Raw genomic sequence first — 15882 nt, 5'->3', positions numbered from 1 at the left:
AGTAGTTCTGTATAAATTAACAGTAGCCTGGTGTACTGAACGTTGCCGGGCGTCTCATTTCCGGCGGTGCCAATGGACGTTTCTTATCTGCTCGACAGCCTTAATGACAAACAGCGTGAAGCCGTTGCGGCATCACGTACTAACATGCTGGTTCTGGCAGGCGCGGGCAGCGGTAAGACGCGCGTACTGGTACACCGCATCGCCTGGCTGCTGAGCGTTGAGCACTGTTCCCCTTACTCCATTATGGCGGTGACCTTTACCAACAAAGCGGCGGCGGAAATGCGCCATCGTATTGGCCAACTGATGGGTACCACCCAGGGCGGTATGTGGGTCGGCACTTTCCACGGGCTGGCGCACCGGCTGCTGCGCGCTCATCACCTTGACGCCAACCTGCCGCAGGACTTCCAGATCCTCGACAGCGAAGACCAGCTGCGCCTGCTCAAGCGTCTGATTAAGGCGATGAATCTCGATGAGAAGCAGTGGCCGCCGCGTCAGGCGATGTGGTACATCAACGGCCAGAAAGATGAAGGGCTGCGCCCGCACCATATACAGAGCTACGGTAACCCGGTTGAGCAGACCTGGCAGAAAGTTTATCAGGCCTACCAGGAGGCCTGCGATCGGGCGGGGCTGGTGGATTTCGCCGAACTGCTGCTGCGCGCCCACGAACTGTGGCTCAACAAGCCGCACATTCTTCAGCACTACCGCGAGCGCTTTACCAATATCCTGGTGGACGAATTTCAGGATACCAACAACATTCAGTACGCGTGGATCCGCCTGCTGGCGGGCGATACCGGCAAGGTGATGATCGTCGGCGATGACGATCAGTCCATTTACGGCTGGCGCGGCGCGCAGGTGGAGAACATCCAGCGCTTCCTCAACGATTTCCCCGGCGCGGAAACTATCCGCCTCGAGCAAAACTATCGCTCGACCAGCAATATCCTCAGCGCGGCCAACGCCCTGATTGAAAACAACAGCGGGCGCCTGGGGAAAAAGCTGTGGACCGACGGCGCCGACGGCGAGCCGATTTCGCTCTACTGCGCGTTTAACGATCTTGATGAGGCGCGCTTTGTCGTCAACCGCATCAAAACCTGGCAGGAAAACGGCGGGGCGCTGGAGCAGTGCGCGATTCTGTATCGCAGCAACGCCCAGTCGCGCGTGCTGGAAGAGGCGCTGCTGCAGGCCAGCATGCCGTATCGTATTTATGGCGGCATGCGCTTCTTCGAACGCCAGGAGATCAAAGATGCGCTCTCCTATCTGCGCCTGATCGCCAATCGTAATGACGACGCGGCCTTTGAGCGCGTGGTGAATACCCCGACGCGCGGTATCGGCGATCGCACGCTGGACGTGGTGCGCCAGACCTCGCGCGACCGTCAGCTGACGCTGTGGCAGGCCTGTCGCGAGCTGTTAAAAGATAAAGTGCTTGCCGGACGCGCCGCCAGCGCCCTGCAGCGTTTTATGGAGCTCATTGACGCCCTGGCGCAGGAAACCGCCGATATGCCGCTGCACGTGCAGACCGATCGGGTGATTAAAGACTCCGGCCTGCGCATGATGTACGAGCAGGAGAAAGGCGAGAAAGGCCAGACGCGCATTGAAAACTTAGAGGAGCTGGTGACGGCAACGCGCCAGTTCAGCTACAACGAAGAAGATGAAGATTTGATGCCGCTGCAGGCGTTCCTCTCGCATGCGGCGCTGGAAGCGGGAGAAGGGCAGGCGGATACCTGGCAGGATGCGGTACAGCTGATGACCCTGCACTCGGCGAAAGGGCTGGAGTTCCCGCAGGTCTTTATCGTCGGCGTGGAAGAGGGGATGTTCCCGAGCCAGATGGCGCTTGATGAGGGCGGCCGCCTGGAAGAAGAACGCCGTCTGGCCTACGTCGGCGTCACCCGCGCGATGCAGAAGCTCACGCTGACCTATGCGGAAACCCGCCGCCTGTATGGCAAAGAGGTTTATCACCGTCCGTCGCGCTTTATCGGCGAACTGCCGGAGTCGTGCGTGGAAGAGGTGCGGCTGCGCGCCACGGTCAGCCATCAGCGGATGGGGACGCCGATGGCGGAAAACGACACCGGCTATAAGCTGGGCCAGCGCGTGCGCCATGCCAAGTTTGGCGAAGGCACGATCGTGAACCTCGAAGGCAGCGGCGAACACAGCCGCCTGCAGGTTGCGTTTCAGGGGCAGGGGATTAAATGGCTGGTCGCGGCGTATGCCCGGCTTGAAACAGTGTAACAGTAAGAAAAGTATCATTATTTTGTAATATTCTGCTACCTTTATACGTTAAGGAGCTTGATTTGCTCTTTAGCGTTCCGTTGCGTGTTGACGCCGTTTTTGCGCTGGCGTAACATGCGCGCACGATTACGCTAAGAGGACATTCGCCTTGGACACACCCAGTAGATGCTGGCTCAATTTCCTGCCCATCAGGAACAACTCCTAAGGCTATCCTCTTATGCTGATAGCCTTAGCGGTTGTCGGCGACCCGTTCTATTCCCGTCGCTCTGAGTCAGGCTTAATGGTCTGAAACCCAAATTGTTTCTGTGTGCCCACCGAACTGTCCGATAATTTTTTGCATTGGGAGTCCCGGTCATGCTGAGCGCATTTCAACTGGAAAACAATCGTTTAACGCGTCTGGAAGCCGACGAGATCAAGCACCTCGCCAGTTCGGTGTGGGTCGATCTGGTCGAGCCTGACGACGATGAACGAAGCCGCGTGCAAACGGAATTGGGCCAGAACCTGGCGACGCGCCCGGAGCTGGAAGACATCGAAGCGTCAGCGCGTTTCTTTGAGGATGAAGACGGCCTGCATATCCACTCATTTTTCTTTTTTGAAGATGCAGAGGATCACGCCGGTAACTCTACCGTCGCGTTTACTATCCGCGAAGGGCGTCTGTTCACCCTGCGCGAACGGGAGCTGCCCGCTTTCCGCCTGTATCGCATGCGCGCCCGCAGCCAGTCGATGGTGGACGGCAACGCTTACGAGCTGCTGCTGGACCTGTTCGAAACCAAAATCGAGCAGCTGGCGGATGAAATTGAAAACATCTATAGCGACCTGGAAAAGCTCAGCCGGGTGATCATGGAAGGTCGTCAGGGCGATGATTACGACGAGGCGCTCTCGACGCTGGCGGAGCAGGAAGATATCGGCTGGAAAGTCCGCCTGTGTCTGATGGATACCCAGCGCGCGCTGAACTTCCTCGTGCGCAAAGCCCGCCTTCCGGCCGGTCAGCTGGAGCAGGCGCGTGAGATCCTGCGCGACATCGAATCCCTGCTGCCGCACAACGAATCGCTGTTCCAGAAGGTTAACTTCCTGATGCAGGCGGCGATGGGTTTTATCAACATCGAGCAGAACCGCATCATCAAGATCTTCTCGGTGGTCTCCGTGGTGTTCCTGCCGCCGACGCTGGTGGCTTCCAGCTATGGCATGAACTTTGAGTTTATGCCTGAACTGCACTGGAGCTTTGGCTATCCCGGCGCGATTGTCTTTATGATGCTCGCTGGCCTGGCGCCGTATCTGTACTTTAAGCGTAAAAACTGGCTGTAAAAAAAGGAGCTTCGGCTCCTTTTTTGCGTACCAGCTTGGCTTTATGCCCTACGCGTACGGCGTATTGTGTAAACCGCATCCATCACGAAAATCGCCAGCGCCACCCAGATAAAGGCGAAGGTTACCATTTTATCCGCGCCCGGCACTTCGCCGTAGAAGGTTACCGCCAGCAGGAACATCAGCGTCGGGCCGATATACTGGAAAAATCCCAGCGTGGAGAGGCGCAGACGCGTCGCCGCGCCGGTAAAGCACAGCAGCGGGATGGTGGTGACCACGCCCGCCGCCATCAGCAGCAGGTTCAGCGACCACGGATTCTGCCCCATGTGGCTGGTCGGGCTATCGGCAATACCAAACAGATAAATCGCAGCGACCGGCAGCAGCCAGAGCGTCTCAAACAGCATCCCGGTTTGCGCATCCACGGCGATCTTTTTACGCAGCAGGCCGTAAAAAGCGAAGCTGAACGCCAGGCCCAGCGCGATAATCGGCAGCGAGCCGAAGGTCCAGAGCTGTACCAGCACGCCGCAGGCGGCCAGCAGCACCGCCAGCCACTGCATCCGGCGAAAGCGCTCCCCGAGGAAGATCATCCCCAGCAGAATATTCACCAGCGGATTGATAAAATAGCCCAGGCTGGCTTCCAGCATATGATGGTTATTCACCGCCCAGATAAACAGCAGCCAGTTGCCGCCCACCAGCACCGCAGAGAGCGCCAGCAGGAACACCTTTTTCGGCGTTTTCAGCAGCCTTTTGACCTGCGGCCACTGACGGCTGATGCTGATCAGCGCGACCATGAAAAAGAAGGACCAGATCACGCGGTGAGTCAGAATTTCATCGGCGGGAACATAGTAGATAAGCTTGAAGTACGCCGGCGCGATACCCCAGATAAAATAGGCGGCCAGGGCCAGAAGAATCCCCACCCGCGTTTGTTTAGCGTCCATCGGTACAAATCCATTGCCAAAGAGAGAGATGTTACTCGATTTAGGCCGATCAACCCACCATATACGTCGCCGTGGCGCTGGCGATATACACCTGCTCTTCGTTATGCAGCTCGACGCGGGCCACCGCCACTTTATTACCGGCGCGCAGCAGGCTGCTGGTAGCGGTAAAGCGTTCCCCGCGGCCCGGACGCAGGTAGTCGACGCGCAGATCGATAGTGCCCATCCGCGACAGGCGCTGGCGCAGCTCTTCTTCATTGATGGTGTCGTGGCGAGTCAGCGTGCTGCCGACGCATACCAGCCCTGCAGCGACGTCCAGTGCTGAGGCGATCACGCCGCCATGTAAAATGCTCTGCGCCCAGTTGCCCACCATCATCGGCTGATTGTTGAAACTCAGCTGGGCAAACTCCTTTTCATAGCGCTCCAGCTCCAGCCCTAAGGCACGATTAAACGGCATATGGTAGACGAAGATCTCTCCCACCAGCTTCAGGGCGGCGGCGGCGGTCAGTTCAGACATAACAACACTTCCATAAGTTAATGAAATGTTGATTTTATGCTTCTAAAATATTGATTTCTACTTTAAGAACGGATAACAGGTCAGATGCCGCATAAATAGGTAGAATGCTGCCTGGGTTAAACAGAAATAATAAATATCCATCCAGGAGAACAGCAATGCGTATCTCTTTGGCCTGCCTGCTGGCGCTTGTTGCGCTTCCGGCCGGCGTTCTGGCGCAGGACGCGCCGGTGAATAAACAGGTCCACGACGCTCCGGTCGTTCGCGGGAGCATTATCGCCAACCTGTTACAGGACCATGATAATCCGTTCCTGCTCTATCCCTACGAGAGCAACTATCTGCTCTATACGTGGACCAGCGATCTCAATAAAGAAGCGATTCGTAGCTACGACTGGGCCGAAAATGCGCGTAAAGATGAAGTGAAGTTCCAGCTCAGCCTGGCGTTTCCGCTGTGGCGAGGGATCCTCGGCGAGAATTCGCTGCTGGGCGCTTCTTATACGCAAAAATCCTGGTGGCAGCTCTCCAACAGCAAAGAGTCCGCGCCGTTTCGCGAAACCAACTATGAGCCGCAGCTGTTCCTCGGGTTTGCGACCGATTACTCGTTCGCCGGCTGGACGCTGCGCGACGTTGAGATGGGTTATAACCACGACTCTAACGGCCGTTCCGATCCCACCTCCCGCAGCTGGAACCGCCTCTATACCCGGCTGATGGCGCAAAACGGCAACTGGCTGGTTGAGGTGAAGCCCTGGTACGTGATTGGCAGCACCGACGATAATCCGGATATCACCAAATATATGGGGTATTACCGGCTGAAAGTGGGCTATCAGCTGGGCGACGCCATCCTCAGCGCCCAGGGGCAATATAACTGGAATACCGGCTACGGCGGCGCCGAGCTTGGGGTGAGCTATCCGATCACCAAACACGTGCGCGTCTATACTCAGGTCTATAGCGGTTATGGCGAGTCGCTCATCGATTATAACTTCAATCAGACCCGCGTCGGCGTCGGGCTGATGCTCAACGATCTGTTTTAATCGTTGCACTCTGGCTCTCAGGCGCTGAAAATAGCGCCTGTTTTCTTTTCAGGCATATGGGGTCAACGTGGCGCAGGCGGAAGTATTGAATCAGGAATCGCTGGCTAAGCAGGTTTTACAAGAGACCTTCGGCTACCAGCAGTTTCGCCCGGGCCAGGAAACTATCATTGATACGGCGTTGGCCGGGCGCGATTGCCTGGTGGTGATGCCAACCGGCGGCGGCAAGTCGCTGTGTTATCAGGTTCCGGCGCTGGTGCTGGGCGGTCTCACCGTCGTGGTGTCGCCGCTTATTTCCTTGATGAAGGACCAGGTCGATCAGCTGCTGGCTAACGGCGTGGCGGCGGCGTGCCTGAACTCAACCCAGAGCCGGGAGCAGCAGCAGGATGTGATGGCCGGCTGCCGCAGCGGGCAGATTCGCCTGCTGTATATCGCCCCGGAGCGCCTGATGCTGGATAACTTCCTTGAGCATCTTACGCACTGGAATCTGTCGATGGTGGCGGTGGACGAGGCGCACTGTATTTCCCAGTGGGGGCACGATTTCCGTCCGGAATACGCCGCGTTAGGGCAGCTGCGCCAGCGGATACCGCAAATCCCGTTTATGGCGCTGACCGCCACCGCCGATGACACGACGCGTCGCGACATTGTTCGCCTGCTGGATCTAAACGACCCGCTCATTCAGGTCAGCAGCTTCGACCGACCCAACATCCGCTATATGCTGATGGAGAAGTTTAAGCCGCTGGATCAGCTGATGCGCTACGTGCAGGACCAGCGCGGTAAGTCGGGCATTATCTACTGCAATAGCCGCTCAAAAGTGGAAGACACCGCCGCTCGCCTGCAAAGCCGCGGTATCAGCGCCGCGGCCTATCACGCCGGGCTGGAAAACCATATCCGCGCCGACGTGCAGGAGAAATTCCAGCGCGACGACCTGCAAATCGTGGTGGCGACGGTAGCCTTCGGTATGGGTATCAACAAACCGAACGTCCGTTTTGTAGTGCATTTCGATATCCCCCGCAATATTGAATCCTATTACCAGGAGACCGGCCGCGCCGGGCGCGATGGGCTGCCTGCCGAGGCGATGCTGTTTTACGATCCGGCGGATATGGCGTGGCTCCGACGCTGCCTTGAGGAGAAACCCGCCGGGCCGCTGCAGGACATTGAACGCCATAAGCTCAACGCGATGGGGGCCTTTGCCGAAGCGCAAACCTGCCGCCGTCTGGTGCTGCTCAACTACTTTGGCGAGGGGCGGCAGGAGCCCTGCGGCAACTGCGATATCTGCCTCGATCCGCCGAAACAGTACGACGGTTTAATGGACGCGCGTAAGGCGCTGTCGACGATTTACCGCGTCAATCAGCGCTTTGGTATGGGCTACGTGGTGGAAGTGCTGCGCGGCGCCAATAACCAGCGTATTCGCGATATGGGGCACGACAAGCTGCCGGTCTACGGCATTGGGCGCGAACAGAGCCACGAGCATTGGGTCAGCGTTATCCGTCAGCTTATTCATTTAGGCCTGGTTACGCAGAATATAGCCCAGCACTCTGCGCTACAGCTTACCGAGGCCGCGCGTCCGGTCCTGCGCGGCGACGTGACGCTACAGCTTGCCGTGCCGCGTATTGTGGCGCTGAAGCCGAAAGCGATGCAGAAATCCTTTGGCGGTAATTACGATCGCAAGCTGTTCGCCAAGCTGCGCAAACTGCGTAAGGCGATTGCCGACGAAGAGAATATCCCGCCCTACGTGGTGTTTAACGATGCGACGCTAATTGAAATGGCCGAGCAAACGCCGCTGACGGCCGGGGAGATGCTCAGCGTCAACGGCGTTGGCACGCGTAAGCTCGAGCGTTTTGGTAAAGAGTTTATGGCCCTGATCCGCGCGCACGTGGATGGCGATGATGAGTAGTCAGCCAGACGAAAAAGTGTAAATATAGTTTTCGTCCTGACTATTTCCCTGCGAGTTAATTATGTTGACGCTTTTTTTCACCGTGGCGCTGGTGCATATCATTGCGCTGATGAGTCCTGGCCCGGACTTCTTCTTTGTTTCACAAACCGCCGTTAGCCGCTCCCGCAAAGAGGCGATGATGGGCGTGCTGGGGATCACCTGCGGAGTAATGGTATGGGCGGGCGTAGCGCTGCTCGGCCTGAACCTGATTATCGAGAAGATGGCCTGGCTGCATACCATTATTATGGTCGGCGGCGGCCTGTATCTGTGCTGGATGGGCTTCCAGATGCTGCGCGGCGCGCTGAAAAAAAGCGAAGCGGCAGCGGCGGTAGAGCCTCAGGTCGAACTGGCGCGCAGCGGCCGGAGCTTCCTGAAAGGGCTGCTGACCAATCTGGCTAACCCAAAAGCGATTATCTATTTTGGCTCCGTGTTCTCGCTGTTTGTCGGCGACAGCGTCAGTTCCGGCGCGCGCTGGGGGATTTTCCTGCTGATTGTTCTGGAGACGCTGGCCTGGTTTACGGTGGTCGCCAGCCTGTTCGCCCTACCGGGCATGCGCCGCGGCTATCAGCGGATGGCGAAGTGGATCGACGGCATTGCCGGTACTCTGTTTGCCGGGTTTGGTATTCACCTGATTATTTCGCGCTAAGCGTTCTGCGGCCCGCCCAAGGGTTATGGGCGGGCCGGATATTAATGACGCAGCTGCTGCAAATCGTCGGACGTCAGACCGGTCATTTCCATAACCGCAGTAGTATCAATGCCCCGCTCGAGCATGGCCTTTGCGACGTTAAGAAGCGCAGCGCGTTTACCCTCTTTTATGCCTTCCTTAATGCCCTTCTGCATACCTTCCTCAAGCCACTTTTCTGCCAGAGTCATCAGTACACCTCCATGTTGCGGCACCCGCTGTGCCAGCTCATATAATAGCGGCCGAACATCCTGCTCTTCTCCCGCCTGGGCCATATATTTTATCAGTACGGTAATTTGCTGTTTATCTATACATCAGGCGTGGCGCGCAGAGGCCAGCAGGGCGCCGACCAGCATAAACAGCGATCCAAAAACCTTGTTTAGCGCTTTCATCTGTTTCGGCCCCTTGATCCACGCGGCGATGCGCTGCGCCAGCGTGGCGTAGCCAATCATCACGATAATATCGACCACGATGGTGGTGACGCCGAGCACGAGGTACTGCATCACCTGGGGCTGGTGCGGCACGATAAACTGCGGGAAGAGCGCGGCGAGGAACACGATGCTTTTTGGGTTGGTCAGGTTGACGAACACCGCGCGCTTAAAGAGTTTGCCGCGGCTCTGCGCTTGCGCAAGGGTATTCAGATCGAGAGAACCCGCGGCTCGCCACTGCTGAATGCCGAGCCAGATAAGATAAGCGGCGCCCGCCCATTTCAGGATTTCAAAGGCCAACAGCGAACGGGAAAAAAGCGTACCCAGGCCAACGCCCACCAGCACGATATGAATGCCGAGCCCGGTCTGTAGCCCGGCAATAGAAGCCGCCGCGCCGCGATAACCGTGGTTGATTGAGGTGGTCATGGTATTTATCGCCCCGGATCCCGGCGACAGGCTGAGAATAAGAGATGTCAGCAGATAGGCAAACCACCACTCGAACGTCATGAGAAACTCCCTGATTGTCTGTTTTTATGCCACAATACGCTATTGTGTAAGCATTGTGTGATGCACGATAAAAAAACGATTTTCAGCGGTTATCAGGGGTGTAAGCCCGATGTTTTTGCAGCAAAAGGACTGGGAAACACGAGAAAACGCGTTTGCGGCCTTTACCATGGGGCCACTGACCGATTTCTGGCGTCAGCGGGAAGAGGCTGAATTTACGGGCGTGGATAACGTTCCGGTGCGCTTTGTTCGCTTCTGCGCCAAAAGTCATGACCGGGTCGTGGTTATTTGTCCGGGTCGCATTGAAAGCTACGTTAAGTACGCCGAACTGGCTTACGATCTTTTCCGCAGCGGTTTTGACGTGATGATTATCGATCATCGCGGCCAGGGGCGCTCCGGACGCATGCTTTCAGATACCCACCGCGGGCACGTCGTTAATTTCAGCGATTACGTCGACGATCTCGCCGCGTTCTGGCAGCAGCAGGTGGCGCCCGGACGCTGGCGGAAACGGTTTATACTGGCCCACTCCATGGGCGGCGCCATTGCGACGCTATTTTTGCAGCGCTACCACCAGCATTGCGACGCGATGGCGCTCTGTGCGCCGATGTTCGGCATCGTTATGCGCCTGCCTGACTGGATGGTGCGCCATATTCTCGATTGGGCTGAGGGCCATCAGCGCATTCGTGAAGAGTATGCCCTCGGTACCGGCCGCTGGCGGGCGCTGCCCTTTGCGGTTAACGTACTGACGCACAGCCGTCAACGCTATCGCCGCAACCTGCGCTTTTACGCCGATGAGCCGCAGCTGCGGGTCGGCGGGCCGACGTTCCACTGGGTGCGCGAGGGGATCCTCGCCGGCGAAGAGGTGCTGGCCGGTGCGGAGAAAGACGTCACGCCAACATTATTGCTCCAGGCGGAAGAAGAGCGGGTGGTCGATAACCGTATGCACGATCGCTACTGTGAACTTCGCGCCGCTGGCGGTCATCCCTGTGAAGGGGATAAGCCGTTTGTCATAGAAGGGGCATACCATGAGATCCTTTTTGAAAAGGACGCAATGCGCTCGGTCGCGCTAAACGCTATCGTCGATTTTTTTGGTCGACACACTTAATCCGGCGAAACGCTCGTCGCCCTGCTTAGAGGTTAAAATTTTTATGTACCAGGTTGTTGCGTCTGATTTAGATGGCACGCTGCTTTCTCCCGATCACTGCTTAACTCCCTACGCCAAAGAGACGCTGAAGCTGCTTACCGCACGCGGTATCAACTTCGTGTTCGCGACCGGCCGCCACTACATCGATGTTGGGCAAATTCGCGATAATCTCGGCATTAAATCCTATATGATCACCTCGAACGGCGCTCGCGTGCACGATAGCGAAGGGAAGCAGATCTTCGCCCACAACCTTGACCGCGATATCGCCGCCGACCTGTTCGAAATGATGCGTAACGATCCGGCGATTGTGACCAACGTCTATCGCGAAGATGAGTGGTATATGAATCGCCATCGTCCGGAAGAGATGCGCTTCTTCAAAGAGGCGGTGTTTAACTACAAGCTGTACGAGCCGGGCGAGCTGGATCCTGAAGGGATCAGCAAAGTCTTTTTCACCTGCGATAATCATGAACATCTGCTGCCGCTGGAGCAGGCGATCAACGCCCGCTGGGGCGATCGGGTGAACGTGAGCTTCTCTACCGTTACCTGCCTCGAAGTGATGGCGGGCGGCGTGTCGAAAGGGCATGCGCTGGAGGCCGTGGCGAAAATGCTCGGCTATAGCCTGAAAGAGTGTATCGCCTTCGGCGACGGTATGAACGATGCGGAAATGCTGTCAATGGCGGGCAAGGGCTGCATTATGGCCAACGCGCACCAGCGGCTGAAAGACCTGCATCCTGAGCTGGAAGTGATCGGCAGCAACGTCGATGACGCCGTTCCCCACTACCTGCGTAAACTCTATCTTGACTAAAAAAGATTGACGATTGTTTAATTAATGAACAGTCGTCAACCTGTCACTCCGCTACAATGCGTGTTCTTTACTCTATGAGACATTCATTGTGGCGCTACTGATTATCACCACCATTCTGTGGGCCTTTTCCTTTAGCCTGTATGGCGAATACCTGGCAGGCCACGTCGACAGCTATTTTGCGGTGCTGGCGCGCGTTGGCCTGGCGGCGCTGGTGTTTTTGCCCTTCCTGCGCACCCGCGGGCAGAGCCTGTCAACCATCGGCCTGTATATGCTGGTGGGGGCGATGCAGCTCGGCATTATGTATATGCTGAGTTTCCAGGCCTATCTGTACCTGACGGTATCGGAGCTTCTGCTGTTTACCGTCCTGACGCCGCTCTATATCACGCTGATTTACGATGTGATGAGCCGCCGTCGCCTGCGCCGGGGCTACGCCTGTAGCGCGCTGCTGGCGGTAATCGGCGCGGGCATCATCCGTTATGACCAGGTGACCAACCATTTCTGGACCGGTTTGATCCTGGTTCAACTCTCCAACATCAGCTTCGCGATTGGCATGGTGGGATATAAGCGCCTGATGGAAACGCGTCCGATGCCGCAGCATAACGCCTTCGCCTGGTTCTACATCGGGGCGTTTCTGGTGGCGGCGGTTGCCTGGTCGATGCTGGGTAACGCGCAGAAAATGCCGGAAACTTCGCTACAGTGGGGCATCCTGGCCTTTCTTGGCGTGGCGGCATCCGGGATTGGTTACTTTATGTGGAACTACGGCGCCACCCAGGTGGATGCCGGTACGCTCGGCATCATGAACAATATGCACGTGCCTGCCGGGCTGCTGGTGAACCTGGCCATCTGGCAGACGCAGCCCCGCTGGCCGAGCTTTATTATTGGCGCTCTGGTGATCCTGGCCTCGCTATGGGTCCATCGACGCTGGGTCGCTCCGCACTCCGCACAAACGGTAAATGATCGCAAGCGTGGTTCCGCGCTGAGCGAATAAACGCCTCGGTAACCGGCTGGCGCTGCTCGCCGTCGCGCACCGCGGCGTACAGTCGGCTCCACAGTCCCTCGCCCAGGGTTTTGGTCACCACCAGGCCCTGGCGCTCAAAGCTTTCCACGACCCAGTGCGGCAGGGCGGCGATGCCCATTCGCGCCGCCACCATCTGAATTAACAGCAGCGTATTGTCGACGCTCTTCAGCTGCGGGCTAATCCCGGCAGGCTGCAGGAAGTGACGCCAGATATCCAGACGTGCGCGCTGGACCGGATAAATCAGCAGCATTTCGGTCGCTAAATCCTCGGGCGCGATGCGCGCCTTTGTCGCCAGCGGATGATCCGGCGCCATCACCAGGCGTACTTCGAAATCAAACATTGGCGAATAGTGCAGTCCGCTGCGCGGCAGGATATCGGAGGTCATCACCAGATCCAGCTCGCCCTGCTGCAGGCCCGGCTGTGGGTCGAAGATCACCCCGGACTGAAAGTCCACCTCCACATGCGGCCAGCGGGCGCGGAAACTCTCCAGCGCCGGCGTGAGCCACTGAATACAGCTATGGCATTCGATGGCGATACGCAGCCGGGTTTGCTGCGGCTCATTGCAATCCTGCAGGGCGCGGCTGATTTGCGGCAGGACCTGATTGGCCAGCTGCAGCAGGATCTCTCCCTGCGGCGTAAAGCGCAGCGGCTGACTTTTACGTACAAACAGACGGAAGCCGAGGCGCTGTTCCAGATCGCTGAACTGGTGGGACAAGGCGGATTGGGTCTGGTGCAGGGCCGCCGCCGCGCCTGCCAGAGAGCCGCTATTCCGCAACGCCTGGAGCGTTTTCAGGTGTTTAATTTCGATCATGAAAGTCCTTCACTTCGGCATGAATAATTTGCGCTTGAGGAATATACAGTAACTGCCAATTATGGATGTGTAAACATCTGGACGTCTAAATCCTTTATCTTTCGAATTTATGGTGCGTTGGCTGCACTTCCTCACCCCAGTCACTTACTTCAGTAAGCTCCTGGGGATGAGCAAGTTTGCCGCCTTCCCTAAATCCGAAATCTTTCGGATTGCAATTATGAGGCTCAAAAAATGACAATTATTAACCACACCCTCGGTTTCCCTCGCGTTGGCCTGCGCCGCGAGCTGAAGAAAGCGCAAGAAAGCTACTGGGCGGGCAATACCAGCCGCGAAGAATTGCTGGCCGTTGGCCGCGAACTGCGCGCTCGCCACTGGGAACAGCAGAAGCAGGCGGGCATTGACCTGCTACCGGTGGGCGATTTCGCCTGGTACGACCATGTTCTGACCACTAGCCTGTGGCTTGGCAACGTGCCGGCTCGTCATCAGAACAAAGACGGCTCCGTTGATATCGATACCCTTTTTCGCATAGGCCGCGGCCGCGCGCCGACCGGCGAACCGGCCGCGGCGGCGGAAATGACCAAATGGTTTAACACTAACTACCACTACATGGTGCCGGAATTTGTGAAGGGCCAGCGGTTCAAACTGAGCTGGACCCAGCTGCTGGATGAGGTGGACGAAGCGCTGGCGCTGGGCCACAAGGTGAAGCCTGTTCTGCTGGGGCCGGTCACCTACCTGTGGCTCGGTAAGGTGAAAGGCGAGCCGTTCGACCGCCTGAGCCTGCTGAACGATATTCTGCCTGTTTACCAGCAGGTGCTGACTGAACTGGCAAAACGCGGCGTTGAGTGGGTGCAGATTGATGAACCGGCGCTGGTGCTCGAACTGCCGCAGGCGTGGCTGGACGCCTTCAAACCGGCTTACGCGGCCCTTAGCGGTCAGCTTAAGCTGCTGCTGACTACCTACTTTGAAGGCATTACCGATAACCTCGACACCATCACCGCACTGCCGGTACAGGGCCTGCATGTGGATCTGGTCCACGGCCAGGATGATGTCGCCGAACTGCATAAGCGCCTGCCTGCCGACTGGCTGCTCTCCGCGGGGCTGATCAACGGCCGCAACGTCTGGCGCGCCGATCTGAGCGAGAAATACGCGCAGGTTAAAGATATCGTCGGCAAACGTGAACTGTGGGTAGCCTCTTCCTGCTCCCTGCTGCACAGCCCGATCGATCTGAACGTGGAAACGCGGCTCGATGCCGAAGTGAAGAGCTGGTTTGCCTTCGCCCTGCAAAAATGCCGGGAGCTGGCGCTGCTGCGCGATGCGCTGAACAGCGGCGACACCGCGGCGATTGCTGACTGGAGCGCGCCGATCCAGGCACGTCGCCAGTCAACCCGCGTGCACAACGCTGCGGTAGAGAAGCGTCTGGCGGCCATTACCGCTCAGGACAGCCAGCGTCAAAGCGTCTACGAAGTTCGCGCCGAAGCGCAGCGCGCCCGCTTTAAGCTGCCGGCCTGGCCAACCACCACCATCGGCTCCTTCCCCCAGACCACCGAGATCCGCGGCCTGCGTCTGGACTTCAAAAAGGGCAATCTCGACGCTAACCGCTACCGCACCGGCATCGCCGAACACATTAAGCAGGCGATCGTTGAGCAGGAGCGACTGGGGCTGGACGTGCTGGTACACGGTGAAGCCGAGCGTAACGATATGGTGGAATACTTCGGCGAACACCTGGACGGTTTTATTTTCACGCAGAACGGCTGGGTACAGAGCTACGGCTCCCGCTGCGTCAAACCGCCGGTGGTCATCGGCGATATCAGCCGCCCGGAGGCGATCACCGTCGAGTGGGCAAAATACGCTCAGTCCCTGACCGACAAACCGGTAAAAGGCATGCTGACCGGCCCGGTGACCATTCTTTGCTGGTCCTTCCCGCGTGAGGACGTCAGCCGTGAAACGATTGCGAAACAGATAGCCCTCGCGCTGCGCGATGAAGTGGCGGATCTGGAAGCCGCCGGTATCGGTATCATCCAGATCGACGAACCGGCCCTGCGGGAAGGCCTGCCGCTGAAGCGTAGCGACTGGGATGCGTATCTGGCATGGGGGGTGGAAGCTTTCCGTATCAATGCCGCGGTGGCGAAAGACGACACGCAGATCCACACCCATATGTGCTATTGCGAGTTCAACGACATCATGGATTCCATCGCCGCGCTGGATGCGGACGTGATTACCATCGAAACCTCGCGCTCTGATATGGAGCTGCTGGAGTCGTTCGAAGCGTTCGACTACCCGAATGAAATCGGGCCGGGCGTGTACGACATTCACTCCCCGAACGTGCCGAGCGTGGAGTGGATTGAAGCGCTGCTGGAAAAAGCCGCGCAGCGTATCCCGGCAGAGCGCCTGTGGGTGAACCCGGACTGCGGCCTGAAAACCCGCGGCTGGACGGAAACGCGCGCCGCGCTGGCCAACATGGTCAAGGCCGCGCAAAACCTGCGCCAGGCGTAATATAAATCACACTTGTGGGAGGCCCTGGCCTCCTTTTTTGGTTTCTTCTCTTCGCTGGC

Annotated in this window: 14 protein-coding genes and 1 pseudogene; 10 read left to right on the top strand and 5 right to left on the bottom strand. The window is 57.8% G+C overall.

Going from position 1 to position 15882, the window contains the following annotated elements; translation table 11 throughout:
- Nucleotides 1-72 precede the first annotated feature (72 nt).
- The 3 genes from uvrD (at nucleotide 73) to corA (ending at nucleotide 3528) form a co-directional block, all read left to right on the top strand.
- On the top strand, nucleotides 73-2223 hold the full coding sequence (gene uvrD, locus F8562_RS04765) for a DNA helicase II (protein ID WP_094909531.1): 2151 nt from the start codon (nucleotides 73-75) through the stop codon (nucleotides 2221-2223).
- 148 nt (nucleotides 2224-2371) lie between these two features.
- A complete protein-coding gene (gene ysgD, locus F8562_RS29745; protein WP_349817343.1) occupies nucleotides 2372-2428 on the top strand; it encodes a YsgD/CorL family protein in 57 nt (18 codons plus the stop codon).
- Nucleotides 2429-2577: 149 nt separating this feature from the next.
- Nucleotides 2578-3528: a magnesium/cobalt transporter CorA gene (gene corA / locus F8562_RS04760; protein WP_004097564.1), complete on the top strand. Its 951-nt coding sequence runs from the start codon at nucleotides 2578-2580 to the stop codon at nucleotides 3526-3528.
- Nucleotides 3529-3569: 41 nt separating this feature from the next.
- Here corA and rarD read toward each other — a convergent pair whose 3' ends face one another.
- Both rarD and yigI read right to left on the bottom strand, forming a co-directional pair.
- Nucleotides 3570-4463, bottom strand: a complete 894-nt coding sequence (rarD, locus tag F8562_RS04755; protein WP_014227470.1) for an EamA family transporter RarD — start codon at nucleotides 4461-4463, stop codon at nucleotides 3570-3572.
- A gap of 49 nt (nucleotides 4464-4512) precedes the next feature.
- Nucleotides 4513-4977, bottom strand: a complete 465-nt coding sequence (gene yigI, locus F8562_RS04750; RefSeq protein ID WP_004097567.1) for an acyl-CoA thioesterase YigI — start codon at nucleotides 4975-4977, stop codon at nucleotides 4513-4515.
- Between the two features lie 155 nt (nucleotides 4978-5132).
- Between yigI and pldA the strand changes: the two genes are divergently transcribed.
- From pldA to rhtC, 3 genes are all read left to right on the top strand, one after another.
- Nucleotides 5133-6005: a phospholipase A gene (gene pldA / locus F8562_RS04745; RefSeq protein ID WP_004097569.1), complete on the top strand. Its 873-nt coding sequence runs from the start codon at nucleotides 5133-5135 to the stop codon at nucleotides 6003-6005.
- Between the two features lie 67 nt (nucleotides 6006-6072).
- Nucleotides 6073-7899, top strand: coding sequence for an ATP-dependent DNA helicase RecQ (gene recQ, locus F8562_RS04740; protein WP_014837082.1), 1827 nt, complete (start codon nucleotides 6073-6075; stop codon nucleotides 7897-7899).
- Between the two features lie 61 nt (nucleotides 7900-7960).
- A complete protein-coding gene (gene rhtC / locus F8562_RS04735; RefSeq protein WP_004097571.1) occupies nucleotides 7961-8584 on the top strand; it encodes a threonine export protein RhtC in 624 nt (207 codons plus the stop codon).
- A 41-nt stretch (nucleotides 8585-8625) separates the two neighbouring features.
- On the opposite strand, the pseudogene F8562_RS04730 reads toward rhtC, so the two are convergent.
- Both F8562_RS04730 and rhtB read right to left on the bottom strand, forming a co-directional pair.
- Nucleotides 8626-8922, bottom strand: a pseudogene (locus F8562_RS04730) (Rpn family recombination-promoting nuclease/putative transposase); the annotation flags it as partial.
- Between the two features lie 12 nt (nucleotides 8923-8934).
- Nucleotides 8935-9555, bottom strand: a complete 621-nt coding sequence (gene rhtB / locus F8562_RS04725; protein ID WP_014227472.1) for a homoserine/homoserine lactone efflux protein — start codon at nucleotides 9553-9555, stop codon at nucleotides 8935-8937.
- Nucleotides 9556-9664: 109 nt separating this feature from the next.
- On the opposite strand from rhtB, the gene pldB reads away from it, so the two are divergent.
- The 3 genes from pldB (at nucleotide 9665) to F8562_RS04710 (ending at nucleotide 12489) form a co-directional block, all read left to right on the top strand.
- On the top strand, nucleotides 9665-10657 hold the full coding sequence (gene pldB / locus F8562_RS04720) for a lysophospholipase L2 (RefSeq protein ID WP_004097574.1): 993 nt from the start codon (nucleotides 9665-9667) through the stop codon (nucleotides 10655-10657).
- 43 nt (nucleotides 10658-10700) lie between these two features.
- Nucleotides 10701-11501 (top strand): sugar/pyridoxal phosphate phosphatase YigL, encoded by an 801-nt coding sequence (yigL, locus tag F8562_RS04715; protein ID WP_014227473.1) that lies wholly within the window; start codon nucleotides 10701-10703, stop codon nucleotides 11499-11501.
- 88 nt (nucleotides 11502-11589) lie between these two features.
- Entirely contained in the window at nucleotides 11590-12489 is a 900-nt protein-coding gene (locus F8562_RS04710; protein ID WP_014837084.1) for a carboxylate/amino acid/amine transporter, read from the top strand.
- Here the strand turns inward: F8562_RS04710 and metR are convergent.
- The gene (gene metR / locus F8562_RS04705) at nucleotides 12377-13330 is read right to left on the bottom strand and encodes an HTH-type transcriptional regulator MetR (RefSeq protein WP_004097578.1); all 954 of its coding nucleotides are present in this window, start codon (nucleotides 13328-13330) and stop codon (nucleotides 12377-12379) included. The genes F8562_RS04710 and metR overlap by 113 nt on opposite strands.
- Nucleotides 13331-13561: 231 nt before the next feature.
- On the opposite strand from metR, the gene metE reads away from it, so the two are divergent.
- Nucleotides 13562-15823, top strand: coding sequence for a 5-methyltetrahydropteroyltriglutamate--homocysteine S-methyltransferase (gene metE, locus F8562_RS04700; RefSeq protein ID WP_014837086.1), 2262 nt, complete (start codon nucleotides 13562-13564; stop codon nucleotides 15821-15823).
- Nucleotides 15824-15882: the final 59 nt, after the last annotated feature.

It is taken from the genome of Klebsiella sp. RCJ4, assembly GCF_009025755.1.
Taxonomy (GTDB): Bacteria; Pseudomonadota; Gammaproteobacteria; order Enterobacterales; family Enterobacteriaceae; genus Klebsiella; species Klebsiella michiganensis.
The sequence above is the reverse complement of the archived record's forward strand: the minus strand, read 5'-3'. Positions and strand labels throughout refer to the sequence as shown.

Excerpts from the sequence above, each read along its gene's own strand:
- pldB (WP_004097574.1), top strand. The coding sequence starts at position 9,665 with ATGTTTTTGCAGCAAAAGGACTGGGAAACACGAGAAAACGCGTTTGCG.
- yigL (WP_014227473.1), top strand. The coding sequence starts at position 10,701 with ATGTACCAGGTTGTTGCGTCTGATTTAGATGGCACGCTGCTTTCTCCC.
- pldA (WP_004097569.1), top strand. The coding sequence starts at position 5,133 with ATGCGTATCTCTTTGGCCTGCCTGCTGGCGCTTGTTGCGCTTCCGGCC.
- yigI (WP_004097567.1), bottom strand. The coding sequence starts at position 4,977 with ATGTCTGAACTGACCGCCGCCGCCGCCCTGAAGCTGGTGGGAGAGATC.
- corA (WP_004097564.1), top strand. The coding sequence starts at position 2,578 with ATGCTGAGCGCATTTCAACTGGAAAACAATCGTTTAACGCGTCTGGAA.
- rhtC (WP_004097571.1), top strand. The coding sequence starts at position 7,961 with ATGTTGACGCTTTTTTTCACCGTGGCGCTGGTGCATATCATTGCGCTG.
- rhtB (WP_014227472.1), bottom strand. The coding sequence starts at position 9,555 with ATGACGTTCGAGTGGTGGTTTGCCTATCTGCTGACATCTCTTATTCTC.
- uvrD (WP_094909531.1), top strand. The coding sequence starts at position 73 with ATGGACGTTTCTTATCTGCTCGACAGCCTTAATGACAAACAGCGTGAA.
- rarD (WP_014227470.1), bottom strand. The coding sequence starts at position 4,463 with ATGGACGCTAAACAAACGCGGGTGGGGATTCTTCTGGCCCTGGCCGCC.
- metR (WP_004097578.1), bottom strand. The coding sequence starts at position 13,330 with ATGATCGAAATTAAACACCTGAAAACGCTCCAGGCGTTGCGGAATAGC.
- metE (WP_014837086.1), top strand. The coding sequence starts at position 13,562 with ATGACAATTATTAACCACACCCTCGGTTTCCCTCGCGTTGGCCTGCGC.